Origin of the sequence: Aeromonas sp. 96A (assembly GCF_051919165.1) — a bacterium.
In the GTDB taxonomy this organism is placed as follows: Bacteria; Pseudomonadota; Gammaproteobacteria; order Enterobacterales; family Aeromonadaceae; genus Aeromonas; species Aeromonas veronii.
On sequence record NZ_JBQBFE010000001.1, the window covers coordinates 1,406,294 to 1,431,807 of the forward strand.

The window sequence follows — 25,514 nt, forward strand, 5'->3', positions numbered from 1 at the left end:
TAACCTGATTGTGCTTGCTGTTGGTCATCATGCCCTCCAGCATTGTTATGTTTTGATGGCGTATCACCATGTTTTCATTTCGTGTAAAACTACGAAACAGAACTTTTCATGGCAAAAAACGCACAGTACCAGCCCGATAGAACGGCAGATTCTATCTCGATTCCAACAAGACTGCACACCAAAAAATGTTTCAGCATCTCGTTTTTAACCAAGATTCGATAGAAAACCAGAAGAGCTGTATGACCCCAACCCAAGTGCGTTCAAAAATCAACCTGATCTTACTGATTGGAACAAAAATGGGGCAACCATAATGGTTGCCCCATTTGTATTGCTGGTCAGATTTGGCCTGACACTATCTTCATCTTCTGGTCGCGCAAGTTAACTGAGAAAAACACTGCCATCAGTCATGTTTTGACTCATGGGCATGGGTCAGGCGCTCTTCTTTGGTGCTGTGTTTGGTGAAGTAGCGCATCACCAACACAAAGAAGAGCGGCACGAAGAAGATGGCCAGCACGGTGGCGCTGATCATCCCCCCCATCACGCCGGTACCGATGGCGTTACGACTGCTGGCACCGGCGCCGGAGCTGATCACCAGCGGCAGCACCCCGAGGATAAAGGCGAGCGAGGTCATCAGGATCGGACGCAGACGCAGGCGTGCCGCCTCCACCACCGCCTCACCCAAGCCCATCCCTTTGTCGTAGAGCTCTTTGGCAAATTCCACGATCAAAATCGCGTTTTTCGCCGACAAGCCGATGGTGGTGAGTAGACCAACCTGGAAGTAGACGTCGTTCTCCAATCCGCGAAGGGTGGCAGCCACAATGGCCCCCAGAACCCCGAGCGGTACTACCAGCATCACCGAGAACGGAATGCTCCAGCTCTCGTAGAGGGCCGCCAGACAGAGGAACACCACCAACAAGGAGATGGCGTAGAGCGCGGGTGCCTGTGAACCGGCCTGACGCTCCTGGAAGGAGAGCCCGGTCCACTCGATGCCCACCCCTTCCGGCAGCTGTTTCACCATCTGCTCGATGGCTGCCATCGCATCACCGGTACTCTTGCCGGGCGCCGCCTCACCGACGATCTCCATCGCCGGCACGCCGTTGTAACGCTCCAGACGCGGCGAGCCGAAGCTCCACTCGGTGCTGGCAAAGGCGGAGAAGGGCACCATCTGACCGGCACTGTTGCGCACATACCAGAGTTTCAGATCTTCCGGGTTCATCCGGAAGGGGGCATCCGCCTGCATGTAGACCTTTTTGATCCGGCCACGGTCAACGAAATCATTGACGTAGGACGAGCCCCAAGCGGTAGCCAAGGTGTTGTTGATATCCGCGATAGAGAGCCCCTGCGCCAGCGCCTTCTCGTAGTCAATCTTGATGTCGAGTTGCGGCGTATCTTCCATCCCGTTCGGGCGTACCCGCACCAGGGTGGGATCCTGCGCCGCCATGCCGAGCAGCTGGTTACGCGCCGCCATCAGCTTGTCGTGACCGATACCGCCGCGATCCTGCAGGAAGAAGTCAAAACCGGTCGCCGTCCCCAGCTCCGGGATCGGAGGCAGGTTGAAGGCGAACACTTGCGCCTCCTTGATGCTGAACAGATAGCCCATGGCACGACCGATAATGGCATTGGCGCTACGATCCGGGCTCTTGCGCTCGCTCCAGTCCTTGAGCTTGATAAAGGCCATACCCGCATTCTGGCCACTACCGGCGAAGCTGAAGCCGGATACGGTCAGTACGGAGTCAACATTATCCTTCTCGTTTTTCAGGAAGTAGTCGCGCATATCCGCCAGCACCACCTCGGTGCGCTGCTTGGTGGCCCCCACCGGCAGTTGCACCATGGACATGATAACCCCCTGATCCTCTTCCGGCAGGAAGGAGGTGGGCATCCGCATAAAGAGCACTGCCAGTACCGCCAGCATGGCACCGTAGATCAGGCTGTAGCGCACGCCCTGTTTGATCACCTTGCGCACGCCGCTCTGATAGCGGTTGGTACCCGCATCAAAGGCGCGGTTGAACCAGCCAAAGAAGCCGCGCTTGGCACCAAACTCGCCATGTTTCATCGGCTTGAGCAGGGTGGCACAGAGCGCCGGGGTCAGGATCAACGCCACCAGCACCGACAGCACCATGGCCGAGACGATGGTCAATGAGAACTGGCGATAGATGGCACCGGTCGAGCCGCCGAAGAAAGCCATCGGCACGAACACGGCGGAGAGCACCAACGCGATCCCCACCAGCGCGCCGGTGATCTGGGTCATCGACTTGCGGGTCGCTTCCAGCGGGGAGAGATCTTCCTCGCTCATCAGCCGCTCCACGTTCTCTACCACCACGATGGCGTCATCCACCAGCAGGCCGATGGCCAGCACCATACCGAACATGGTGAGGGTGTTGATGGAGAAGCCAAACGCCGCCATCACCCCAAAGGTACCGAGCAGCACCACAGGCACCGCGATGGTCGGGATCAGGGTGGCGCGGAAGTTCTGCAAGAACAGATACATGACGCAGAACACCAGGAAGATCGCCTCGATCAGGGTCTGCACCACCTCCTCGATGGAGATCTTCACAAACGGCGTGGTGTCGTAGGGGTAGACGATCTCCATGTTGGCCGGGAAGTAATCCGACAGCTCATTGAGCTTGGCACGCACCTTCTCGGCGGTATCCAGCGCGTTGGCGCCGGTGGCCAGCTTGATGGCGACCGCGGCGGTGGACTGGCCGTTGTAGAGCGCATCGGCGTCATAGCTTTCACCAGCCAGCTCGACCCGGGCCACATCTTTCAGCCGTACCTTGGAGCCATCCTGATTCACCCGCAGCAGGATGTCGTTGAACTGCTCCACGGTAGAGAGACGGGTCTGCCCCATGATGGTGGCGGTGAACTGCTGATCTTCCACCGACGGGGTGCCACCCAGCTTGCCGAACGCTACCTGGGCGTTCTGCGCCTTGATGGCCGCCTGCACATCCCCCGGGGTCATCTGCACCCGGTTGAGCTTGTTGGGATCGAGCCAGACCCGCATGGAGTACTGGCTGCCGAACAAGGTGATATCCCCTACCCCGTCCAGACGGCTCAGGGGCTCCTTGATATTGGAGACCACATAGTCCGCCAGATCGTCGTTGTTCATCGAGCCATCGCTGGAGATGAAGGCCGCGACCATCAGGAAGCTGCTGGAGGTCTTCTGCACCCTGATCCCCTGCTGCTGCACCTCTTGCGGCAGCAGCGACATCGCCTGCTGCAGCTTGTTCTGCACCTGCACCTGGGCAATATCGGGATCGGTCCCCGGCTGGAAGGTGAGGGTCACCGACACCCGACCCGCGGAGTCAGACTGGGAGGACATGTAGAGCAGGTGATCCAGCCCGGTCATGTTCTGTTCGATGATCTGGGTTACCGAGTCTTCCACCGTTTTGGCGGATGCACCCGGATAGCTGGCAGAAATACCGACAGCGGGCGGCGCAATGCTCGGATACTGGGCGACCGGCAATTTGATGATGGCCAAGCTGCCCGCCAGCATGATCACCAGCGCGATCACCCAGGCAAAAATGGGTCTGTCTATAAAAAATCGAGCCATGAGGCGACTACTCCATCCTACTTGTTGGCCGGGGGGTTGGACGCAGCTTGAGCAGACGGTGCATCAGCACCCTGCTCGGCGGGATTGACCACGGCGCCCGGTCGTACTTTCTGCAAGCCAGCCACGATCACCCGCTCGCCGGAGGTGAGCCCTGACTCCACCACCCAGTTGCTGCCGACGACACGGCTCAGCAGCACGTTGCGCAGCTCCACCTTGTTGTCAGCGGTTACCACCATCACGGTGGCGCCGCCATTGGGGGTGCGAGTCACGGCAGTTTGCGGCACCAGCAACCCTTGCGCCCGCTCACCCTCTTGCAGGGTGGCGCGCATAAACATGCCGGGCAGCAGCAGCTGATGAGGGTTGGGCACAATCACCCGCAGGGTCACCATGCCGGAGGTCTCGTCTACGGTCACATCGGAGAACTGCAGCGAGCCCTCTTCGCCGTAAGTGGAGCCATCTTCCAGCTGGAAGGTCACCTTGGCCCCTTTCTGCTCGTCCTGGGTCAGCTTGCCCTCGGCGACCAGTCGCTTGAGGCGCAGCAGATCGGCGGTGGACTGACGCACATCCACATACATGGGATCGAGCTGCTGAATGGCGGTCAGGCTGTCAGCCTGCTGGGCGGTCACCAGCGCCCCCTCGGTCACCGCGGATTTACCGATACGACCACTGATGGGGGCGGTGATGCGGGTGTAACCGAGATTGATCTCGGCAGTGCGCAGGGCCGCCTTGCTCGCCATGATCTCCGCCTTGGCCTGCTTCCAGCTCGCATCGGCGTCGTCATAGTCCTGACGGCTGATGGATTTGACCTTGAGCAACTCCTGATAGCGCTGCGCCTTGAGGCGGGCACTCTGCTCGTTAGCCTCGGCCTTGGCCAAATTGGCCTTGGCGCTGGCAACCGCCGCCTGATAGACAGCCGGGTCGATCTGATAGAGCAGATCGCCCGCCTTCACATCGCTTCCCTCGGTAAAGAGGCGCTTGAGGATGATGCCGCTCACCTGCGGACGCACTTCGGCCACCCGCAACGGGGCGCTGCGGCCGGTCAACTCGGTGGTCAACATCAGCGGACCGCTCTGCAGGGTCACCACGTTGACCGCCGCGGGCGGCATGCCGCCCTGTCCCTGGGGTGCGCCCCCCTTGTCACCACAACCTGCCAGCAAGCCTGTAGCCAGCAAGGCAAGACCAACTGAACGAGCAAGAATATGTTTATGCATGAAACACCTGAGCCTTTGCCAGTCAATGAACAATCAGGGCCGCATGGGCCCTGTTGGTAAATAGTCGAAAGATGAGGCAATATACATACATTCATAAATGTATGTAAGTGACTTTTTGCTTGCATGAGGCACAAATTTCGATGGCCAGACGAACCAAAGAAGAGGCGCAGCAAACCCGCTGCCACATCATGAGCACGGCGCTTGATCTGTTCTGCTCTCAGGGCCTGGCCAAGACCAGCCTGACCGACATCGCCAGGGCGGCAGACCTGACCCGCGGGGCCATCTATTGGCACTTCAAGAACAAGGATGAACTCTTCATTTCGCTCTGGCAGGAGCTCTGCAGTCCCCTCGCCCACCAGCTCGACGCCTGCCTCAACCCAGATGAGCCGGATCCGCTGGGGCAACTGCGCCTCTTTTTCGAAGGGGTGCTCCACAGCTTCATTCACAATCCGGCCCAGCGGCAGATGTTCACCATCCTGTTCAATCTCGAATCGCTGGAGGGGGAAGCCATCTCATTGCGCGAGCATATCCGCAGCCAGTCCGCCAACTTCTTTCGGGACCTGGAGACCACCCTGGCCAATGCGGTACGGCGGGGCCAACTGCCCGCCAACCTCAACTTGCAGCGTGCCGCCACCCTGCTCCACTGCACTCTGGATGGCTACATCATCAACTGGCTCCACTTTCCGGGGCGGATCGACCTGCAGGGCGAATCCGCCTTTATGATAGAGAGCATGTTCACCATGCTGGCCCAGCCCCACGGGCCTGCCTGCGGCCGCTAATCAGCTCCGGCAACGTCCTCACATCCAAATCGGGGACTGACCGCACGTTTTGGCAGTCAGGCCCCGATTTGTTACCCTGTGCGCCCCCTGCTTGAGGTAACCCCTGTGCCACACTCTGACGCCATCCCCGCTTCCTGGCCATTTAACGACCAGCACGCCCGCGCTCGGGCTGCCTTTGTGGCGAGCCTCAAACCCGGTGCTCACCTACTTAATGGTCAGTGCGGTACGGGGGAGGATCTGTGCTGGCTGCGTGCAGAAGGGTATGTGGTCACCGCTTGTGATGCTGTGCTGGCCGACGCCAGAGTTGCCTCGCAGCAATCTGGGCAAGCAGTGCGGGTCTGCCCGCTGGCGAAGATGCACTCGGTGCTCCCTTACGATGGCATCTGGCTGAGCCGCCCGCTTGATAGCGACGTGGCCACCCTTGTCCCCCTGTTGCAACAGCTGGCGACCCTGCTCAAAGCGTGCGCTCCGATCTGCTTCCCCCTGCCGCCAAGCGGCAAGATAAGTCACGATCAGCTACAGCAACTGGTCACCACATCCGGGATAGCGCTACAACTGGCGCCGATGGAAACCGCCTCGACCAACACGCCATCATGCACAAGTCAACACGCCAGCCAGTACGTCATGTTGCTGCGTGGCGATCATCAGGCCACCTAACGGGCTAATTCATCACGGATTTTCCAGTTCAACGCCAAGCCGACAGCTAGTCGGCGATCTTGACCTTCGACAATATTTAACTCGGCGTTAACGCAGAAAAGGCAGACATAACACGGCTTACGTGTTAAAAAGTGTGATTAATATCAAAATTTAATAACAAAACAGACAATACAACCAACTCCGGATTTCCTTATGAAACTTGTCCTGAAACTCATTGCTGGCATCCTTGCCGGTCTCTTGCTCGGTCTCTACGCCCCTGAGTGGGTGGCGCGCGTGCTGTTTACGGCCAAGACAGTGATAGGTCAGCTGATCACCTTCACTATTCCGCTCATCATTCTGTTCTTTATCATGAGCGGCATCGCCAGCCTGCCGAAAAACTCCGGCAAGCTGCTGGGCAAAACCGTAGCCCTCTCCTACTGCTCCACCATTCTGGCGGGGCTGTTCGCCTTTACCGTGGCGAGCCGCCTGATCCCGCAGTTCACCACCGCCGCCGAGCCCACTACCGCCGAGGCGGTCAAGCTTGCCTCCTACGTCAATCTGGAGATCCCGCCGCTGTTTGGCGTGATGTCGGCACTGGCTGCCGCCTTCGTGTTCGGCATTGGCATCAGCGCCACCCAGGCCACCGATCTGCGCCGGGTCGCCGATCAGGGTCGTGACATCATCGACCGCCTGCTGGCCAAGGTGATCATCCCGCTGCTGCCGTTCTACATCGCCGGCGTCTTTGTCGAGATGACGGTAGAAGGCACCGTATTCGCCACCCTGAAAACTTTCGGCGTGGTGCTGGTGATGGCGATCCTGATGCACTGGATCTGGCTCTCCGTACTGTTCGTGGGTACCGGTCTGGCCCTTGGCCGCTCACCGGCCCAGCTTATCAAGAACATGCTGCCCGCCTACTTCACCGCGCTGGGGACCATGTCGAGCGCCGCCACCATTCCGGTAGCCCTGCAATCGAGCAAGAACAACGGCGTGAGCGACGGTATCGCCAACTTCACCGTACCGCTGTGTGCCACCATTCACCTCTGTGGCTCCACCATTACCCTAGTCACCTGTGCCACCGCGGTGATGTTCCTCTCCGAGCATCTGGCCATTCCGGGTATCGAGACCATGCTCCCCTTCATCATGATGCTGGGGGTGATCATGATAGCCGCCCCGGGCGCGCCGGGTGGTGGCGTGATGTCGGCGCTGGGCCTGCTCACCTCCATGCTCGGCTTTGGTGAAGCTTCCATCGCCCTGATGATCGCCCTCTATCTGGCGCAAGACAGCTTCGGCACCGCCTGCAACGTCACCGGTGACGGCGTGATTGCCCTGTGGGCGGATCGCTTCGCCAATGGCAGCGAGAGCGCAGCTCCTGTGGCCGAGGCCGAACAGGCGTAAGCTCGCCGGGATAGCTCGACCATCCTCTTTAAAAACTGCAGGCCCGAACCTCTGTTCGGGCCTGCGTCGTTTATGCCACCTTGACTGCTTTTGTACGTAGTCCGCCTCCCCCTCTTTACCCCTCGCTGCCGTAAACAGCACTGGCGCTACCCTCTGCATCAGACAAAATTATTGGCATATGCTACATATGAGCGTATAAATGGCTTATGCTAATTAGGAGCCACCATGCCAAGACCCAAGATTGCCCGCCAGATCTGTGGCCGCCCCGCCAACAGCTGCTTCAAACCCAACGGCCGCCCCATGCATCAGCTGGAACAGGTCACGCTGGCCCCTGACGAGTTCGAGGCACTGCGCCTCGTCGACCTTCAAGGAATGCAGCAGCAGGAGGCCGCCCTGGTGATGGGGGTCTCCCGCCAGACCCTGGCCAATATCCTGAAAAAAGGGCGCTACAAGGTGGTGGAGTGTCTGAGTCTGGGCAAGGCATTGATGATGCAACCCGCCGATCCCGACCACCCAACCAGTGGAGAAGAGCCGACATGAATGCTGTCACAACCATGACCACCACCCCCAACAACAGCGCCTTGATGCTGAGTCAGGGGCTGCTGGCTGGCCACTTTACCCGTGCCGAGCAGTTGCAAATTCTTAACCCCGAAGGAAACGTCATCGCCACCCTGGCCAACCCGGCCGCCGCCGAAGGCTGCCACGGCAAGCAAGCGCTGCTCGACGCCCTCGCCCATCATCAGGTGGGTCAGGTGGTGGTGCGCAATATCGGCGAGCGAATGCTGGGGCGCCTGCTGGCAGCCAATATCCGGGTGCTGCAGTGTCGCTCTGCCCGCCTGCCGCTGCCCGCACTGCTGGCCCCCACCAATTTGCAACCTCTTACCGAGGCAAGTCAGGGGCGTCCGTCTCGCCGTCATCAGAGCAAATCTGCGATCCGTGCCATCCAGCCCGTCGGCGCAGGCCAGAGTCATGGCCATTGTCATGGTGGTTGCAACAGTGGCTCCAATCACTGTTGCACCAGTAGTGGCAATCCGGCAGAGAGCCCACTGCAAGGCCATACTTGTTGCCACGGCAGTGAAGGCGCCAACCAGCAGGGCGGTTGCTGCCATCATCACTGATGCCATCGCCGTGCATGTCATCACCATCAAGGAGAAGAGATCATGTCCATCTGGTTGTTGAGCCTGCTCGCCTCGTTCGTACTGATCCTGGCCATGGGTACCATCATCTGGTGGCGCCAATATCAGCTTGCCCAGAAACGGGAAGATAAAGAGGTGCGCCCCTGTGGTTGCTCCAGCACCTGCGCGGATCACCTCTACCAGATCAACGAGCCGACGCCCAAAAAGTAACCTGACCGCAGCCGCCATAGCCGCAGATAGAAGGTCGGCAAAATAAGGGCGCGTGGAATCGAGAGGCGCATAGAAGAGAGGGGGCACCTGCTGGTGCCCCCTCTCTATTTACTCCTCGCCATGCTTGAACCGCCGCTTTCCCCCTTACGCTCATCACGGGCGCTCAACCCGGCTCTGCGCCGCTGGCCGCCGCACTCGGAGTGCAGGCCGGATCCTGATACTGCTGATAGATGGCATAAAACTCGGCCTTGTTGTGCAGGGCTGCGGCGACACAGGCGGGATCAAACTGGCTGCCGGCATGCTCCTCCAGATAAGCAAACGCCGTCTCGAACGGCCAGGCCTTCTTGTAGGGGCGCTCGCTGGTCAGGGCATCAAACACATCCGCCACCGTAACGATGCGCGCTGCCAGCGGGATCGCCTCCCCCGCCAGCCCCAGCGGATAGCCGGTTCCGTCGAAGCGTTCGTGATGGCTGGCGATGATATTGGTCAGCATGTCGGTATGATGAATGCCATCGAGACCAAACTCGTTGATCATCAGGCTGATCATCTCCCGCCCCTTGCCGGGGTGGATCTTCATGATCTCGAACTCTTCCGGCGTCAGCTTGCCCGGCTTGAGTAAAATGGCGTCCGGCACCGCGATCTTGCCGATGTCGTGCAGCTCGGAGAAGAGGTAGATAAACTCCACCTCCTCATCGCTCAGCCCGCAAGTCGGGGCCAGCGTCTTGGCAATCAGCCGGGAGTAGGCCGACATCCGGTGCAGATGGTTGGCGGTCTCCTCATCCCGATAACGGCTGAACTCCCGCGCCGTGGTCAGCGCGCCGCCAAGGGTCTGGATGGAGAAAAACTCTACCGCAATGATGGCCGAGAGCGCCTGGGCATAGGCCGACAGCTCGCTTCGGATCGGCTCCTCGAAGTATCCCGGCTCCATAGCATCGCAAAACAGAAAACCAAACAGCTTGCTGTTGAACAGCAGCGGCTCGGTATAGCTGGAGGCATAACCCGCCTCCAGTACCTTGCGGCTGTGCTCTGACGCCGAGCCACGCAGGGCATCCAGATTGCCGAGCACCCGGGGCTGCTTGTGCTCCGCCAGATAACTCAGGGAGGGGACATCGCTCAGCTTCACCTCATACTGCACCAGTGGCGAGGGCCCCTCGGTGCTGTGGGCAAAGGTCTTGAGCTGATCAGTATGGGGATCGTAAATCGCGATGGCCACCCGACTCAGCTTGTCAAAGCGCTGCCTGAGCGTGGCATGTACGCTCTGCATTTTTTCGCCAAATGAACTTTCCATCGCCTTCTCCAACGGGACCCCGTGATGGAAGTATAGTGACTCCCTTTGACGCTCTCCCCGCCACAGCGTCAAAATTGACAGAAAAATCAACAAAGCAGCATCCCCACAACCAACCCGCATGGCAGAGGCAATAGCCCTACCAAGGGCGCGCCATCACCGGCTGCTCGTGCGGCCCAATCTTGCCTGGTCTGAGATATTGTTCGGTTCTGCCATGCTGGCTGTATAGTTTTTGGTTAACCATTCCGGTAAAATCCGCGCCCTTAAAGAAGAGCCACCTAAGAGTGATTGAGCGATGTCCAACACAAAACAGGCCCCCAAAGTAGGATTCGTCTCCTTGGGTTGACCCAAAGCAACAAGACCAATCCATGGCTAATACTGTCAGTAAGGCTTGTGCTGGCGGGCTCCCATCACTGTACCGGTGCCGGAGTTGCAAGCTGTAGTACTGACATGTTGCTCAACACAGGATCATATATTCCGTTACCTAGGATGTGTTCGTCCGTTCAACCATCAGGATACGCCCGAACTCGCTCAGGCTGTGCTCGACCTCCTCAGCCGCATCGAGCATGGGATCCTGACTGAACGCCTAGGCTAGGATGTTATGTTGGGTTTACCGATATTAAAGAGGTGCTTAATGACGTCCGTCTCTATGGAGACTCATAAGGCGATAAAAACGCTAATTGGCGCCGGTTATAATCCAAAGAAGCTGAGGCTACGTTGGCATTACTTTACGAGGATGAGCTACAAATAAGTCCACCAATACAGCAAACCGCGAGAAAGACCCGAATGCCCTCCATCATGTCAGAGACTTGTTCACTTTCTTAGCTCCTGAGGTATCGGCCATTGCTGCTTAAAATCCATAAATTCGGCAACAAACGAAACCATAATGCTCTTAACAAATTCATCATATACGGATTGATTGATAGTGACATGTACGAATGACTCCACTCTCAAAGAATCTCCTACTGCGGCTAGGAAATCCGCATCTTGAAAGGTTAGTGTCACTGTGCCACTTTTTTGATTCTGGCTCAGAACGATCTGCTGATTGGACATTTTCCACCTCGAAATGATGCTTATATGCAGTGTCATTATATGCGTGTACTCACAGCCGTGTACAGCACGCCGTATAACGTAGACCATAGATCCTCTAGTGAGGAGATAAAATGGATTCTGACGAGTTTGAGCTGGCGATGCTCGCAACTGCATTCGGTAAAAATGTACGAGAGCTGCGGTCTGCACGAGGTATGCAACAGGAAAAACTAGCACTAATTGCTGGTATAGACCGTGGTCATATGGGAAAAATCGAACGTGGGGAAACTAGGGTAACCCTGGAAAAAGTTTATCAGATCGCCAAGGCCCTAGGGGTCTCGCCTGCATCATTGCTGCCATAACCATAGCTGTTGCTCTAACCAAATGGCCTGCCAATAAACTCGAACATGCCAAACACCTAACCTTATAACTGCATACAAACCACCCAAGTCTGGTCTGGTCTGGTCTGGTCTGGTCTGGTCTGGTCTGGTCTGGTCTGGTCTGGTCTGGTACAGTTTCAGCCAGTGCCAGGCGAAACCACATTCGTTGTCATCAGAAGCATCGTCCAGATGGCCAACTAGAAACCGGCAGGTTTCTCAATCCCCTCATTGTTGACCACAACAAAACCATTGAAAACAATAACCCTGAGCTTGGGGGCATTCTGAAAATATCGATGATACTGAGGTTGGTGTACTCAGACTCGACTGCACAGGCATTACACAGCGTATCGAGCGCTGAAATTAATTTAGCTCGACCGGTATGAATCGCTACACCGCATCGTACAGCATCATCCAATCTGCCATCTCAAGCCCTATCCATATCACCAAAAAATGTATTCTGGCTCATAGTTAGCCAGTTCTGAGTGTGCAGCCAAGCTGGGCTGACTAACATTTCGTTTTAATCATATACACAACCCCGTAGTTCTCATTTCTACTCTGCCACCAGTACAGCGACAAATAACTATGGGGAACGATCCTACCGGCTGAAATAGATAGGACTGCAACGCAGAGCCAAACGGCGTTGGAGCACTCTTGCATCCTAGGTCACATATTTTCATGTCAGATACAATCATAGGTAGAGACATTGTGCGGTCACCTTCGTTTTACCATTTACAACGCGGGCAGACAGCCCACTTTTTGCTTGATATAAAGAGGGTTCAAGCAAGCAGGCGTTGTGATTCTCTATAATCTAAGAGATTTTGTTGTAAAAATAGAAAGTCACATGCAAATCAATAACTTATTACTATATGATTTGTTGACATTTTTTTAGCTAACCATATGTTTTTATGATGCTTTTGTTTTTACAACAAAATGTCCTTCCAACTTAGCCCCTTACACCATAATTACAACAAATCAGAGAAATACCGTCATGGTTTTTCCGATTCAGGAATTAAAGAATATAGCTAAGTGTCTAATTTTAATTGATTATTCATCACTGTTGTAAACTTCATGTATTGTTGTTTAATGCTGATTGCAACCTAATCAATCTTTGCTTCATTGCCAATTTTAAAAATCATGAAATCCCTCGTAAAACTCACAAAAAACCAAAAAAGACATTGATATATAAGAAATTTCAAATAAGTCAAAAGCTATTTTGCGATAATTTTCGTTTTGGTGTGGCGATTGATGTTTGCAGCACTATAATGAACAAAAAGACCAGTTGTTGTATTTTTATGGAGTGGCAATTATGAGCATTAGGCAGTTGAGAGAACGGATCATTCAAGGCATTGAGAGTAGCGACAAAACTGAAAGTGCGCGTTATAGGCACCATCAGACAGCACTCAACATGTTACTGAAAACATCAATTGTGCAGTCCGAGGATGAGCTGGAAACTGCACTGTTAGAAAATCTCAGTGAAACAATAGAAAAGCTGAAAATGACCTTGGCACGTCAGAGCAGGAGTGATACGCGAGGCCCACTGACACGAGTGCGTCGGTTGGCAGAGTTCTACGCTCAAATAAACAACATAGATTTCAGCAAAATGACTTTTTGTGAGGCTCTGGCAGCAGCAGTTCAGAGGAAATACGGTGAGCGTCTCTGGCTCGATGAGGTCACTCCTAAGACGCAGAATAATATTAAGAAAAGCTTCATTACATACAGAGAAGTAGCACGTGAAATTATCAACGCGTCATTATCTAACTGCCCAGAGGCATGGCCAATTCTGAAAAGTAGCCCACAAGCGATTGGCAGCGCAACAAAAGTTTTGCGCGATTATATGATGGGTACATCACACCCTGCCGAGCGAGTACCTGACGTTCGCATCAATTTCATTGAAAGTTATTTCAATTTACCAAAAAACTTGTTGTTAGATAAAATTCATAGAAAAGTTGACCATCAACGCAGAGGAAAAAATCGGTCAGATCTTGATCTGTCGGCTATCAATCGCAGCACATTCATTAGCTCGTCACTGAATCCAAATCTACAGAAGGTTTATGATGAGTATTGTGAGTATAAAATAAATAAAAAACAACCAGCGATAGTAAACATTTCTGACGAGCTTAGGTCAGATCGACGCTATGAGATACGAGCAAAAGTCAATGAAAAAAACAGAAGAAACAATGAATGGACAATCAACGCGAAGGGCGAATGCGGCTCTGCTATCGCATTTAAAAGTCAGCTACTTTCATTTCAACATTTTTGTCATACTGAATTAGCTATTGATTACATGTCTGTTAGCAGTTATCACTTGACAATACCTGAGATTATGCAGGCTATGGCTGAATATTCGGAAGGACTGCAAACGGGTACAAGCCAATTCTCTAGAGTGCTAAATTTTGTAAAACGAGGGTCGGATTCGAAGGGCTACCTAAGGTTTTGTGCCGATCGTGGTAACAGAACAATCGAGGAGTTTTTTAAAGACCTAGATTTTATTATCGAGGAATATCCTAATTGGTTTAAGATGGCAGAGAAAGGCATCAACAGTCGCGGCCAAGCGGGCAAGAAAGGGAAACTGAACATTCAATTCTTACTCAACATACCTGCGTCAGATCGCCGAAATGCGGTTTATAGGGCCAGCCAGTGGTTATTCGATAAAGCAAAAGTATACAAGACCAATGCTGAGCAAAAAAATTTACTTTCGAATAACACAGACGATAAAAAACTAGAGCTGGCGCATAGAAAAAGTGCAGCATCTCAGATTGGCCGTGCGTTGCAGTATTTTAGAGCAGGACTGATACAAACAATCAGTTTTTATCAATCTCCACGCAGCGCAAACTGGACTGAATTGAAATTTTACCCTAATGCGACATCACAGAACAAAAACTATGCAAGTATAACATATCATCGTCAGCGTAACCGATTCCAACTATATATCCCATGTTTTGGTACATCGATGGTTAGTGACGATAACACAAAGTACAGATATCTTAAAAACGCAAATGCAAAAAATAGCGTGGATGTTGATGTTGAGTTACCAGAACAGCTTACCCCGCTGATCAAAGAGTATTTGAACATAAGGCGCAGCTATATTGAGTTTGATCTCATGACCTTTGCGGGCGTTCAGTCAATTGACGATATTGATATCTTTTTCCCTTGGCGTAGCATTCGACAAAGCCAAGTAAACAACGAGGAAAACCTTAAAATAAGAAGTAAATATATAGAAATATCATCAAAACTGTCAGATAATTTCATATCACTGACATATCAGGCCTATCTGATGACGATGCCTCATGATAAACAACATGGTATCAACATTCATGCGTTAAGACACCTTGTTGCAGAAACGCATCTCGAGGAACATCCTGGTGATTTTATTGGTGCAGCAGCGAAGCTCAATGATGACGTGGAGCAAATAATTAAGACCTACGGTGATAAGGATAGAGCTAAAGCGATGCGCAGAGTATCTGACAATGAAACGCTGGACTTCTCATTTACGTTATAATAAGCAGTAGAGAATATTTATACAGTTCTAGTTATCACCTGACACCGACCTAAAATCGGTGTCTTGTTTACGCTACTTTCGTGCGCCCTTCCTTTGGTATCAATATCAGAGCCTTCCACCGTACTGCATCCATCCCCCCTCCCTGATTACCAGCCCGCTCCTACGCACCCTCTAAAGCTCAATGAGCTCACCTGGGGAGTGGTCATACATCTAAATCCAATTGGAACTTGACGAAGTTCAAAACAATCAAATGTAAGTGTATGATTTTTCATGAAAGTGTTGTAACTACTGATGTAGTTAAAGCATCCAATTTAACTGAATAAACTGATGTGCTTTTATACATAGATCCATTTGTGGGTAGGATAGAGATGGCAAGAATCCTGATGACTCGTACTTTTGATGACAACGGTCATATATACGATTTTGCCAATGTCAAACTGTCTCTGACCAAGTGGTTTCTGGGAAAGCCGCGTGAACAGATTTAACGGTATCAACGTTATTTTAAGCCTAACCGTTTAGCCAGTTTATGCAAATTACTTGGGTCAAGAACTAACCGACGAGCCACATTAGCCCAATTGCCCTGACAGGCATCCAAAGTCTGACTTATAACCTTACGCTGATAACCATCCACGGCAATCTTTAGCGATACAGTCTGTTCATCATGCGAAACCTGTGACAACAGTATATGTTCGGTTTTTGTCGAACAAATCGCGTTGGCATCCAATGCCAGATGCTCTGGTTCCAATGTGACAATTTCTGTTCTGACAGCTCCCCGACTGAGTGCACGCAAAGCAGCCCGGCTGATCACATGCTCTAGTTCGCGTACATTGCCCGGCCAGTCATAAGTAAACAAAGCCTGTTCTGCTTCGCGTGATAATCGCAGGCTACGAAAACCAAGACGGGCACGGTTTAGCTCTAGAAAATTCCCTGCCAGTAATAACACATCGTTATCACGCTTCCGCAGTGGAGGGATCGGCACTGGATAAACCGACAACCGATGGTACAAATCAGCCCGGAATTGCCCTTCTCTTACCTGCTCATGCAACTGTCGATTGGTTGCCGCAATGATCCGAACATCGACTTTCTGCTGCTGATCTGTACCGAGTCGTTGGATCTCGCCATTCTGTAACGTGCGTAGCAATTTAGCCTGCACAGTCAGTGGTAATTCACCAACCTCATCGAGAAAAAGCGTACCGCCATGTGCTGCTTCAAATCGACCGGGGCGATCGCTTATCGCACCAGAAAATGCACCTTTAACATGACCAAACAGTTCACTTTCCGCGAGTGACTCTGGTAATGCCGCACAATTGACATGGATCAGCGGTGCAATATGTCGTGGTGATTTACTGTGTAAGCGGCGAGCAAATAGCTCTTTTCCTACACCAGTCTCGCCCAGCAACAACACGGGAAGTTCGGAATCTGCTACCACATCCAGCTCATGCAATAACTTCAGCATAATCGCACTTTGCCCAATGATTTCACCATCACTAGTATTTTGTTCACCCAGCAATAACGCTTCTGATGCTCGATTACCAACTCGTAACGCTAGAATCTCTTCTTCTAAACGGCTCATACGTATCACCACTTCAGTCAGAGAAGCACTGTGCGTTAATTTATCAACTGCTTCATCGTCAAAAACAAAACCCTCAAAAGCATCTAGCGTTAATGCGCCCCACAATTGCCCTCCTAGATAGAGGCTGATCCCCATGCAATCATGTACGGGTAATGGCAGCCCACGTTGTGAGTCCAGTAAACCATCATATGGATCAGGTAACAGACTTTCCGGTTCAAATCGCACTGCTGAACGACTGGATAAAATAGTGGCCAGACGAGGGTGCTGTGCCACGACAAAACGGCGCCCCAATGTTTCATGCACTAAGCCATCCACTGCCACAGGACAAAGGCAATCACCATCCAATTTCAATAAACCAACTGCACTACAACCAAAATTAGTTCGAATCGCGGAAACCAGCCGCTCCTGTCGAACGGAACGCGGTAGTTCAGTAGTGAGATCAAGTAACAATGATGTTTCAAACATGGTATTTATTACCAGAAATGGTTTTTTTAACCCTATCAGGAGATGGTAAAAAACACCACAAAAATATATAATCCATATATTTCAATGTGTTAGATATGGCATGATTTATGCTTTTACTTATCGAGATAAAATTACTCTATTATTTATCAAGGAGCGCTTTCATGGTCTTACTCGAACAAACTATTGCCAATATTGCTTGTGAAATTCCTGGTGCAACACGAGTATTCCACAAATTTAAACTAGATTTTTGCTGCGGTGGTCAACAACCGTTAAAAGATGCCATCGCTCACCGTAACCTCGATGCCACGCTGGTTATTACTGAATTAGAGCAAGTACAACAGTTACCAAGCCACGAAATTGATTGGCGTACTGCAACACCTTCTGCGCTAATTGATTTTATCCTGGAACGCTTCCATGCTCAGCATCGAATTCAATTACCAGAACTGATCCGCCTTACAAATCGAGTGGAACATGTCCATGCGGATAAAATAGGCTGTCCGTTAGGTCTGGGGGCTCATCTGGTTGATATGCTGCGGGAGCTGGAAGGTCACATGCAGAAAGAAGAGCAGATCCTATTCCCTATGCTGAAAAAGGGTCTTAACAACTCAGTACAAGGCCCAATTGCTATGATGCGTATTGAACATGAACAGCATGGTGAATGTTTGGACGAAATAATGCACCTGACCAATGACATTACGCCTCCGGTAGACGCTTGCGTGACATGGCGTGCACTCTATACCGGCCTGACACAATTGCGAGAAGACCTGATGCAACATATTCATTTGGAAAATAATATTTTATTCGCAAACGCCACCACCAATTAATGACCAGTCATCTATTATTCTCGGGGATATCTGCATATCCCCGTGGATTTGGTAGTCGCGTATTTTGGTTATGTTGACTTTGTGAGAAAATAAGAGAAAGCATTTGTTCAATGCATGTTCATCCATAATATCGAACTTAAAAATAGGTTTAATCGGAAACGAGAATTAAGGTTGGCAGCAAGAATCTCTTGTGGTCTCTTGTGGTAGTTATTGTTCATAAAGTAGGTAATGTTTACGATCCATCTTTTTTATCTATCAGTATCGCTCATAAACACACTTGCTTATATTGTCAACAAAAATATATATCTAATCAACTAATATGTTTATCACATTTGAATCCGTGCTGTATTAAAAATCACCCTACCTGGGCGGCTTCTGGATAGGCTGGAACCCATTTTTATTGTTTAGAACGCGCATAAATCACTTCATTTTATCTACGTTCCATAGTTTAATTGGCAACGTGAATGTTTTTAAATGCGCATTATTTTTTTCGAGGTAACTTATGTTTGGCTTAAAGCTTAAACAACAATATCAGATCTTATCTGATGAAAATCAGATGCTAAAAGAAGAGATAGAGCAGTTACAATCCAGCTATAAGATAGCATGCGAAGAAAGTCAAGAAATTCAGATAAGGCTAAGGAATACACAATCTAGAGAGCGATTTTTCCTTGGAATGTTTACCAATATTGCAAATTTTGGGCAATCACTACATGGGCTCGGTGATTCTTTTTTGGGCCTAGCTGTACAGCTGAATCAACAAAAAATAACTGCTATTTCATCCTCTCGGGAATCAGAAACAAATCGTCTTGCTTTTCAGCAAATGGCTAACAATCTGCACACGATGTTTGAACAAATTACGGCAGCCTCAGAAAATGTGGCCTCGCTACATGAGCGCGCTAGTCAAATCAATGGTATTGTTCAATTAATAAAAGGTATTGCCGATCAAACAAATTTATTAGCGTTAAATGCAGCAATTGAAGCCGCCCGCGCTGGCGAACAAGGGCGCGGATTTGCTGTAGTGGCTGATGAGGTTAGAAGTCTGGCGGAGCGGACCGGCAAAGCGACAACAGAAATTGCTGGGTTGGTGAGCGAAATCCAGTCCGATACCCAACAGGCCAAAAACGTTATGGAACAAGGCGCCATCAATGCTCGTCGTTACAGTGCAGATAGTCTTTCTGCAACTAATGGCATGTCGCAATTAACGGAGCTTTCGCAAAATTTAGAGCAATCAATTACAGGAGCTTCGCTGCTTTCCAATGCGGAATTAGCCAATCTGGAAGAACTCAGTCTTAAATTAGAAGTGTATAAAGTATTAATGGGATTATCCAACCTAACTGCGGAGCAGCTTCCTGATTACACTGAGTGTCGACTCGGCCAGTGGTATTACGCTGGTGAAGGTAAAGCCAGTTTCTCTAAATCATCAGGTTATCGCGAGATGGAAAAACCACATCAAGCTGTACATGACAATGCCAGAAATGCGGTAGCTCGTTTCCATAGTGGCGATTACGATGGGGCACTTTCTGCTTTAGCTGCAATGGAGCAGGCAAATATAACGGTCATGAAGGGTATGAGCCATTTTCTAAAATTATAACTCTAACAACGATTCCTGATTACCCATGATTAGCAGTCACTCCGAACGGCGTTGCTTCCCAAATCAGTCGTAAAAACGTAGCTTCCCCAGCCCCAAGTGACCGTTACACTTGGGCTTTCTGACCGGCAGGCCAAGGTCGTCAGTTTGTTTATCACACTCACATACGCCATCACTTCCCCCACTTGGTCGTTGTAGTTTCGTTGACTGATTCTTCCCACCATCAGCTGTTTGAACCGGGACATCGCCGTCTCTACCAACGAGCGACGGAGATCTCGCCTGGATGCTCAAGCACAAGCTGCTGCAAGCGATGAAGGAGTCTGACGACAAGCATCCCATCAGCGGTATCATTCAACTCGATGATGTCTACTGGGGCAGTGAACGCCGTGGTGGCAAGCGGGGTTGTGGTACCGTTTGCAAGACACCTTTGTGGCGGCAGTGTCCCTGAAGAAGGAAAGAAATCCAATCAAAATGTGGATGACGGTGGTTGATGGGTTCAAAACTAAGACCATTGGCAAGTGGGCTAAACGACATCTTGCTAACGGGAGTGCCGTGATATCTGATGAGTTATCCCGTTTCAGGGCAGTCAAGGAAGCCAACTGTGAGTACCTGAGTGTCGTCACTGGAGGCAACCTGGATTTACTGGAGCATCTTGCGTTCAACTGGGTAAGCACGATAATAGGGAATGTGCAGAACTCGCTGCGGAGCAGTTGCCATACGCTTGGAACCAAGCCTCTACCAAATCATCTGACGGAATGATGCTTCCGATTTAAGCATCGTTTTGGCATCAAGAGCATGCTGGTTGAATTGAACCACACGATAGAGGAAATCCATCTGATACCATATCGGGAAGATCATGGGTAATCGGATAGGTGGTACCCCATATCTATAGCCACGTATGAATAATACATACCGATAAATTTGAGGAGCAACCTCTTATAGAAGAGTTAATAACTGTGCGATTTCAAAAACAAGCCTATCCGCTTCATCAGAATCAAAATCTGTTTTCTGAAGTTTTTTGACTCCATGCTCATTCAATAAGACATGATTTGTAGGAGTGAGATTGTGAATAGCCAAACAACTTTTGACACATTGTAAAGGACATCCATCGATAGCAATGATCGATCTACCAGACTTTGCTATACGGACTAAATGCTTTACGTTTCCACCAACACCTGCAATGCAGGACATTTCTGCATCACCTCGTTTATCTAGCTGAATAGCCATATAGTTTGCCATCTGCGCTGCACTTGAACAACCAGAGCATGAATAAACCAATGGTAAAGAACGTAAACATTCACTCATAAAACATCCTTTAAAAATCATAGTCCCATGAAGATGCCCTTAATAAATAGGGCATCTGCGAAATCAATTATCAAATTTAAAGTTTCTACCAATAGCGCTGGTAATTCCGTGGTAACTCCTGAAATTATAAATCAGAGGGCTCCACAAATCCGCGTCAATAACGTCATCTTTTTTAAGTAAAGATGCATCTGCATGCACATGAGTGGCTCGCAATTCAACGATAGCAAAATTATTGCGCTTTGTTATATGTTCAACTACACACTCGACCTGAATTAAACATTCTTGGATACGAGATGGTTTAACGGTACAGGACGCCAGCTCTGTAAATCCACCAAGAGCAAATTTATTACCACAATAACTGAAACCTATCTTTTCAGATGGGACAGGATCCTTTCCGGTCAATTTGGCAATAGATTCAATTCTATCCGAAAGGTTGTCTGATGCAACATTCAATACGACTTCTGGACAATTCTCAATGTTTTCGATAGCCTTTGAATTTAGACTGAGGCCGATGACAATATTATTCGAAAGAGACCAACTCGATGATATTGGTGTAATGTTAGTTGTATCAGTATCATCGATGGTACTCAGTAGAATTACGGTGTTTCCCCAATAAAGTGATTTTGGGTGAACTTGCTTATGCATTGCCATCTCCTTTGTAACAGAAACACTACAAATTATATATCACAATGTGATATAATTGAACTTATTGTATTTCACCTAAGAAGTCAACAACCGAGTAAGCTATGTTAACAAAAGCTCAATTTGAGGCACTTTCTGAGTTTCGCTATCAGTTAAAGCGTTTTCTTCACTTCAGTGAAACTGCGGCCAAGGAGCTCGGGCTCACACCATTACAGTATTTATCCCTCCTGCACATTCAAGGATACCCAGGGCGCAACTGGGCAAGCGTGGGTGAACTAGCGGAAAGGTTACAAATGAGTCATCACGCTACCGTAGCTTTACTTACGCGATGTGAGGAGTTGGATCTCGTTGAACGGCGGAAAAATGAAAATGACAAGCGCAAAGTAGATGTGCATCTAACAGATAAAGGGAGAGAATATTTACAGCAATTGGCACAGCAGCATAAAACAGAATTGCAATCGCTTCAAAATACTTTCCAAGTGGCACGTATTACAGCACTGAATGAAAACTATGATGCTGACCAATAAAAACCTTATTTACTAAAAGTATGAGCAAGTGAATTGCTCATACTTAATGGTCAGAATACTCTAGTCATAATTCACATTGAACTGTTTACAATAAAATATGACTTGTGAATATATATTTTCGTGGTCTTCAAAAAGAATTAAGTCAATAGTTTCGTTATCAGGAAGTATATGTAGCACTCTAGAGCCAGGCTTGCTTTCAATTAACTTAATTAAAGATATTTGGCGCCATGAGAAAAAAAGGTGTTTTTTATGGCAATGAAACTCAATGCCACTGAAACTCAATTCTAATTTTACTTTTCTTGCGATATAAATGTATCTTATATCTATTGCCGCCGTAATAATGAATATTAGCAATGAGAATAAAATTGTATTGCGATATAACTCTTCGGTTATTGGTAAACCAGTAACTTCAGATGCCAACAACAGCAGAGTTGGCCAGAAAATTGCGACAAAGAAAGGTTCGACTAACTTAGTCACAAACTGCTTATTTGATACGTGATATACCATACTACACCTGATAAATAGTAGTCGCAGTTTACACTGCGACTACTACCCTAATCATGTTACCGACGAGACCTTACGATCTGGATGCGTCTAGTTAAATATTCGAGCGGTACACTCCAAACGTGTACCAATCGACAGAATGGAAAGACAACAAACAAAGTCATACCTAAAATCATATGAATTTTGTAGATAAACGATACCCCTTCTAAATTTTTAGATGCCCCTGTTTGGAACGTTACAACATCTTGTGCCCAACTTACGAGCTTCATCATGACACTTCCATCAAGATGGAAAGCAGAAAATGGAATTGTCAGAAGACCAAGCGCTGCCTGGGAAACTAATAGCACTAAAATCAAAATATCCGCAGTCGATGATGTTGCTCTGATCCTTACGTTTGTCAGACGCCGCTTTAAGAGCAGATAACCACCGTACAACGTCATTGCACCAAAGATACCGCCAGCACACATCGCTATGAGTTGTTTTGCTTGCAATGATAAGAATGACTCATATACCCAGTGAGGTGTCAGCAAGCCAAAAAAGTGGCCGAAGATGATACCAAGAATGCCAATGTGGAACAGTCCAGATGCCAGCCTCATATTCGAGTTATCAAGTAACTGGCTTGATCCTGCTCGCCAAGTGTACTGCCCATAATCGTAACGAACCCAACTACCAAGTAGAAAAATGGTAACTGCAATATATGGGTATATATCAAAGAAGAAGCTATGAATATAGTTCATTTGTTTGCCTCACCAATTTCAAGGTACTGTGGTACGACTGCATTCTTAAATCGGTTGCTATGAATCGATTGAATTGAACTGGGACATGATTCTCCTCCTAAAAACTTCACCTGCTCTTCCTCCCAAACAGCATCTAACGCAGCGGGTGTTGCATCATCAGCCTCTTTCATAACTTGTGTGCTTATAAGAGCGCTATCGTACTCTGTCATGGATAGATCAATTAGAACCCCAAATAGAACATGATATTTGCTTTCTCTTTTGAGTAGCCTCTCTTTAAGCAACCCCAAGATCGGAGTGATAAAACACAATCCCTCTATAATTTCAGCGTTATCTCTTGTTGAAAGGTATTCCAAGTAAACAGGAAGAAAATCCGGTAATTCTCTTTTGTTAAGAGAAAATCCTGCATCTTCATATTGCTTAAGCAGGTCTACCATTGCTTGTCCGCGATCACGCGACTCACCATGAACATGCTCAAAAAGAAGCAGAGAGGTGGAACGGCCACGGTCGAAGATATCACAATATATTTCTTGGAATGAAAGTAGAGAACGATCAAACGCATATGTTACAAAATCACATATTGATGATTTTTGTGCCGATGTCAGCTCATTACATTCAGCTATGCAATCAAAGATTTCATCCTTGTTTTCCCACAGATCAATATCTGGGTAGTCCAAGAGGATTGATATGATCTTTAAAGATTTCATTTTTTATCCTCACTTGGATTTGTAGATACATTAATGGCATTAATTCTCTGGCTATTAAACAGGTTGTACTTAGTGTCGCTACCTTTACAACCATCACCAAAGCTAAAGCCACACCCTTTAGCTTCAGGAAATGCTTCTCGTGCTAGCTCGCGATGACTGGAAGGAACTACAAAGCGGTCTTCATAGTTAGCTATAGCCAAATAACGATACATTTCCTGCGCTTGGTGTTCAGTTAAACCAACCTGCTCTAATGCGCTGGTATCCACCTTTTTATCTACAGTTTCAGCTCGCTTATAATGACGCATTGCCAACATACGATTCAGTGCACTCTTAACAGGTGCTATATCGCCAGCGGTCAACAGATTCGCCAAATACTGTAAAGGAATTCGCAAGCTAGAAATATCTGGTAGAACACCATCATCACCTAAATAGCCTGCATCTTTGGCTGATTGGATAGGGGAAAGAGGTGGTACATACCATACCATCGGTAACGTGCGATACTCTGGGTGTAATGGGAGTGCAAGCTTCCATTCCATCGCCATCTTGTACACAGGTGACTTCTGAGCAGCATCTAGAACATTTTGAGTGATGCCTTGCTTTAAGGCTTCTTCAATGATAGCAGGATCATGTGGATTTAAGAAAATCTCCAACTGCTTGTTGTATAAATCCTTGTCATTTTCAGTTGATGCTGCTTGCTCAATACGATCTGCATCATAAAGGATTACTCCCAGATATCTAATTCGTCCTACACATGTTTCAGAGCAGACGGTTGGTTGACCAGACTCAATTCTGGGGTAGCAGAAGATACATTTTTCAGATTTACCACTTTTCCAGTTAAAGTAAATCTTCTTGTAGGGGCAACCAGTAAGACACATACGCCAACCACGACATTTGTCTTGGTCAATAAGGACAATGCCATCTTCTTCACGTTTATATATTGCCCCACTAGGGCAAGTAGCCACACATGCAGGATTCAAGCAATGCTCACAAAGCCGAGGGAGATACATCATGAACGTATTTTCAAACTGTCCATACATCTCCTTTTGGATGTGGTTGAAATTGTAGTCTTGTGAACGCTTAGTGAATTCCCCGCCCAAGATTTCTTCCCAGTTTGGGCCATTGTTGATCTTGTCCATACGTTGACCAGTGATCAGTGAACGTGGACGTGCTATTGGCTGATGCGCACCTTGTTTAGCATTATGTAAATGCTCATAGTCAAAGGTGAAAGGCTCATAATAGTCATCAATAGTCGGCATGTCAGGGTTGTTAAAAATCTTGGCTAAAACGCCAATCCGGTTACCCATTCTTGGAACGATTTTTCCATTGATATTTCGAACCCAGCCACCCTTCCATTTATCCTGGTTTTCCCAATCGTTTGGATAGCCCACGCCTGGCTTGCTTTCTACGTTATTAAACCAGGCGTATTCCATTCCCTCGCGACTTGTCCATACGTTCTTACAAGTAACAGAGCAAGTATGACATCCGATGCATTTATCGAGGTTTAGCACCATTCCAATTTGCGCACGAATTTTCAT

The 25,514-nt window shown here is 49.2% G+C and carries 21 protein-coding genes and 3 pseudogenes; 13 read left to right on the plus strand and 11 right to left on the minus strand.

Features of this window, described 5'->3' with window-relative positions; all coding sequences use genetic code 11:
* Positions 1-400 precede the first annotated feature (400 nt).
* Positions 401-3,550, minus strand: coding sequence for an efflux RND transporter permease subunit (locus ACTG2W_RS06330; RefSeq protein WP_106842523.1), 3,150 nt, complete (start codon positions 3,548-3,550; stop codon positions 401-403).
* A 17-nt stretch (positions 3,551-3,567) separates the two neighbouring features.
* On the minus strand, positions 3,568-4,761 hold the full coding sequence (locus ACTG2W_RS06335; protein WP_106842522.1) for an efflux RND transporter periplasmic adaptor subunit: 1,194 nt from the start codon (positions 4,759-4,761) through the stop codon (positions 3,568-3,570).
* A 140-nt stretch (positions 4,762-4,901) separates the two neighbouring features.
* On the opposite strand from ACTG2W_RS06335, the gene ACTG2W_RS06340 reads away from it, so the two are divergent.
* From ACTG2W_RS06340 to ACTG2W_RS06365, 6 genes are all read left to right on the plus strand, one after another.
* Positions 4,902-5,540, plus strand: coding sequence for a TetR family transcriptional regulator (locus ACTG2W_RS06340; protein WP_005359187.1), 639 nt, complete (start codon positions 4,902-4,904; stop codon positions 5,538-5,540).
* A 105-nt stretch (positions 5,541-5,645) separates the two neighbouring features.
* Positions 5,646-6,197: a hypothetical protein gene (locus tag ACTG2W_RS06345; protein WP_106842521.1), complete on the plus strand. Its 552-nt coding sequence runs from the start codon at positions 5,646-5,648 to the stop codon at positions 6,195-6,197.
* Positions 6,198-6,389: 192 nt separating this feature from the next.
* Entirely contained in the window at positions 6,390-7,571 is a 1,182-nt protein-coding gene (locus ACTG2W_RS06350; RefSeq protein ID WP_106842520.1) for a dicarboxylate/amino acid:cation symporter, read from the plus strand.
* Positions 7,572-7,796: 225 nt separating this feature from the next.
* Complete coding sequence (locus ACTG2W_RS06355; RefSeq protein ID WP_042052985.1) at positions 7,797-8,111, plus strand: DUF134 domain-containing protein; 315 nt, start codon at positions 7,797-7,799, stop codon at positions 8,109-8,111.
* Positions 8,108-8,689: a NifB/NifX family molybdenum-iron cluster-binding protein gene (locus ACTG2W_RS06360; RefSeq protein ID WP_106842519.1), complete on the plus strand. Its 582-nt coding sequence runs from the start codon at positions 8,108-8,110 to the stop codon at positions 8,687-8,689. Before ACTG2W_RS06355 ends, ACTG2W_RS06360 begins: the two co-directional genes overlap by 4 nt.
* 42 nt (positions 8,690-8,731) lie before the next feature.
* On the plus strand, positions 8,732-8,917 hold the full coding sequence (locus tag ACTG2W_RS06365) for a hypothetical protein (protein ID WP_106842518.1): 186 nt from the start codon (positions 8,732-8,734) through the stop codon (positions 8,915-8,917).
* Positions 8,918-9,080: 163 nt separating this feature from the next.
* Here the strand turns inward: ACTG2W_RS06365 and ACTG2W_RS06370 are convergent, their stop codons facing one another.
* A complete protein-coding gene (locus ACTG2W_RS06370; RefSeq protein ID WP_106842517.1) occupies positions 9,081-10,205 on the minus strand; it encodes an HD-GYP domain-containing protein in 1,125 nt (374 codons plus the stop codon).
* Positions 10,206-11,015: 810 nt separating this feature from the next.
* A complete protein-coding gene (locus tag ACTG2W_RS06375; RefSeq protein WP_042024897.1) occupies positions 11,016-11,255 on the minus strand; it encodes a hypothetical protein in 240 nt (79 codons plus the stop codon).
* 110 nt (positions 11,256-11,365) lie between these two features.
* On the opposite strand from ACTG2W_RS06375, the gene ACTG2W_RS06380 reads away from it, so the two are divergent.
* Both ACTG2W_RS06380 and ACTG2W_RS06385 read left to right on the plus strand, forming a co-directional pair.
* Entirely contained in the window at positions 11,366-11,593 is a 228-nt protein-coding gene (locus ACTG2W_RS06380; protein WP_080768707.1) for a helix-turn-helix domain-containing protein, read from the plus strand.
* A gap of 1,324 nt (positions 11,594-12,917) precedes the next feature.
* Positions 12,918-15,110 (plus strand): hypothetical protein, encoded by a 2,193-nt coding sequence (locus ACTG2W_RS06385; protein ID WP_042024870.1) that lies wholly within the window; start codon positions 12,918-12,920, stop codon positions 15,108-15,110.
* Between the two features lie 496 nt (positions 15,111-15,606).
* Here ACTG2W_RS06385 and norR read toward each other — a convergent pair whose 3' ends face one another.
* A complete protein-coding gene (norR, locus tag ACTG2W_RS06390) occupies positions 15,607-17,148 on the minus strand; it encodes a nitric oxide reductase transcriptional regulator NorR (RefSeq protein ID WP_257724781.1) in 1,542 nt (513 codons plus the stop codon).
* Positions 17,149-17,309: 161 nt separating this feature from the next.
* Between norR and ytfE the strand changes: the two genes are divergently transcribed.
* The 3 genes and pseudogenes from ytfE to ACTG2W_RS06405 all read left to right on the plus strand — a co-directional run bounded on the left by ytfE (position 17,310) and on the right by ACTG2W_RS06405 (position 19,563).
* Positions 17,310-17,972, plus strand: a complete 663-nt coding sequence (gene ytfE / locus ACTG2W_RS06395) for an iron-sulfur cluster repair protein YtfE (protein WP_017408664.1) — start codon at positions 17,310-17,312, stop codon at positions 17,970-17,972.
* Positions 17,973-18,813: 841 nt separating this feature from the next.
* A pseudogene (locus ACTG2W_RS06400) lies at positions 18,814-19,161 on the plus strand (methyl-accepting chemotaxis protein); the annotation flags it as partial.
* Positions 19,162-19,563, plus strand: coding sequence for a CZB domain-containing protein (locus ACTG2W_RS06405; RefSeq protein ID WP_371317204.1), 402 nt, complete (start codon positions 19,162-19,164; stop codon positions 19,561-19,563).
* Positions 19,564-19,626: 63 nt separating this feature from the next.
* On the opposite strand, the pseudogene ACTG2W_RS06410 reads toward ACTG2W_RS06405, so the two are convergent.
* Positions 19,627-19,829 (minus strand): annotated as a pseudogene (locus tag ACTG2W_RS06410) (hypothetical protein); the annotation flags it as partial.
* A 2-nt stretch (positions 19,830-19,831) separates the two neighbouring features.
* Here ACTG2W_RS06410 and ACTG2W_RS06415 point away from each other — a divergent pair.
* A pseudogene (locus ACTG2W_RS06415) lies at positions 19,832-20,424 on the plus strand (IS1595 family transposase); the annotation flags it as partial.
* 72 nt (positions 20,425-20,496) lie between these two features.
* On the opposite strand, the gene ACTG2W_RS06420 reads toward ACTG2W_RS06415, so the two are convergent.
* Entirely contained in the window at positions 20,497-20,865 is a 369-nt protein-coding gene (locus ACTG2W_RS06420; protein ID WP_050555278.1) for a putative zinc-binding protein, read from the minus strand.
* A 63-nt stretch (positions 20,866-20,928) separates the two neighbouring features.
* A complete protein-coding gene (locus ACTG2W_RS06425; protein ID WP_160320685.1) occupies positions 20,929-21,510 on the minus strand; it encodes a flavin reductase family protein in 582 nt (193 codons plus the stop codon).
* A 101-nt stretch (positions 21,511-21,611) separates the two neighbouring features.
* Here ACTG2W_RS06425 and ACTG2W_RS06430 point away from each other — a divergent pair, with 101 nt between their 5' ends.
* Positions 21,612-22,034 (plus strand): MarR family winged helix-turn-helix transcriptional regulator, encoded by a 423-nt coding sequence (locus tag ACTG2W_RS06430; RefSeq protein WP_050555279.1) that lies wholly within the window; start codon positions 21,612-21,614, stop codon positions 22,032-22,034.
* Positions 22,035-22,597: 563 nt separating this feature from the next.
* On the opposite strand, the gene narI is transcribed toward ACTG2W_RS06430, so the two are convergent.
* Genes narI through narH form a run of 3 tightly spaced genes read right to left on the minus strand, consistent with a single transcriptional unit; the run spans position 22,598 to position 25,514 of the window.
* Positions 22,598-23,275 (minus strand): respiratory nitrate reductase subunit gamma, encoded by a 678-nt coding sequence (gene narI, locus ACTG2W_RS06435; protein ID WP_042655830.1) that lies wholly within the window; start codon positions 23,273-23,275, stop codon positions 22,598-22,600.
* Complete coding sequence (gene narJ / locus ACTG2W_RS06440; RefSeq protein ID WP_429043315.1) at positions 23,272-23,979, minus strand: nitrate reductase molybdenum cofactor assembly chaperone; 708 nt, start codon at positions 23,977-23,979, stop codon at positions 23,272-23,274. The genes narI and narJ overlap by 4 nt, the downstream gene beginning before the upstream one ends.
* Positions 23,976-25,514 (minus strand): nitrate reductase subunit beta, encoded by a 1,539-nt coding sequence (gene narH / locus ACTG2W_RS06445; protein WP_042084597.1) that lies wholly within the window; start codon positions 25,512-25,514, stop codon positions 23,976-23,978. Before narH ends, narJ begins: the two co-directional genes overlap by 4 nt.

Bases quoted from the DNA above. Each gene is read 5' to 3' on its own strand.
- ACTG2W_RS06330 (WP_106842523.1), bottom strand. From the start codon at position 3,550: ATGGCTCGATTTTTTATAGACAGACCCATTTTTGCCTGGGTGATCGCG.
- ACTG2W_RS06335 (WP_106842522.1), bottom strand. From the start codon at position 4,761: ATGCATAAACATATTCTTGCTCGTTCAGTTGGTCTTGCCTTGCTGGCT.
- ACTG2W_RS06340 (WP_005359187.1), top strand. From the start codon at position 4,902: ATGGCCAGACGAACCAAAGAAGAGGCGCAGCAAACCCGCTGCCACATC.
- ACTG2W_RS06350 (WP_106842520.1), top strand. From the start codon at position 6,390: ATGAAACTTGTCCTGAAACTCATTGCTGGCATCCTTGCCGGTCTCTTG.
- ACTG2W_RS06355 (WP_042052985.1), top strand. From the start codon at position 7,797: ATGCCAAGACCCAAGATTGCCCGCCAGATCTGTGGCCGCCCCGCCAAC.
- ACTG2W_RS06360 (WP_106842519.1), top strand. From the start codon at position 8,108: ATGAATGCTGTCACAACCATGACCACCACCCCCAACAACAGCGCCTTG.
- ACTG2W_RS06365 (WP_106842518.1), top strand. From the start codon at position 8,732: ATGTCCATCTGGTTGTTGAGCCTGCTCGCCTCGTTCGTACTGATCCTG.
- ACTG2W_RS06370 (WP_106842517.1), bottom strand. From the start codon at position 10,205: ATGGAAAGTTCATTTGGCGAAAAAATGCAGAGCGTACATGCCACGCTC.
- ACTG2W_RS06375 (WP_042024897.1), bottom strand. From the start codon at position 11,255: ATGTCCAATCAGCAGATCGTTCTGAGCCAGAATCAAAAAAGTGGCACA.
- ACTG2W_RS06380 (WP_080768707.1), top strand. From the start codon at position 11,366: ATGGATTCTGACGAGTTTGAGCTGGCGATGCTCGCAACTGCATTCGGT.
- ACTG2W_RS06385 (WP_042024870.1), top strand. From the start codon at position 12,918: ATGAGCATTAGGCAGTTGAGAGAACGGATCATTCAAGGCATTGAGAGT.
- norR (WP_257724781.1), bottom strand. From the start codon at position 17,148: ATGTTTGAAACATCATTGTTACTTGATCTCACTACTGAACTACCGCGT.
- ytfE (WP_017408664.1), top strand. From the start codon at position 17,310: ATGGTCTTACTCGAACAAACTATTGCCAATATTGCTTGTGAAATTCCT.
- ACTG2W_RS06405 (WP_371317204.1), top strand. From the start codon at position 19,162: ATGTCGCAATTAACGGAGCTTTCGCAAAATTTAGAGCAATCAATTACA.
- ACTG2W_RS06420 (WP_050555278.1), bottom strand. From the start codon at position 20,865: ATGAGTGAATGTTTACGTTCTTTACCATTGGTTTATTCATGCTCTGGT.
- ACTG2W_RS06425 (WP_160320685.1), bottom strand. From the start codon at position 21,510: ATGCATAAGCAAGTTCACCCAAAATCACTTTATTGGGGAAACACCGTA.
- ACTG2W_RS06430 (WP_050555279.1), top strand. From the start codon at position 21,612: ATGTTAACAAAAGCTCAATTTGAGGCACTTTCTGAGTTTCGCTATCAG.
- narI (WP_042655830.1), bottom strand. From the start codon at position 23,275: ATGAACTATATTCATAGCTTCTTCTTTGATATATACCCATATATTGCA.
- narJ (WP_429043315.1), bottom strand. From the start codon at position 23,979: ATGAAATCTTTAAAGATCATATCAATCCTCTTGGACTACCCAGATATT.
- narH (WP_042084597.1), bottom strand. From the start codon at position 25,514: ATGAAAATTCGTGCGCAAATTGGAATGGTGCTAAACCTCGATAAATGC.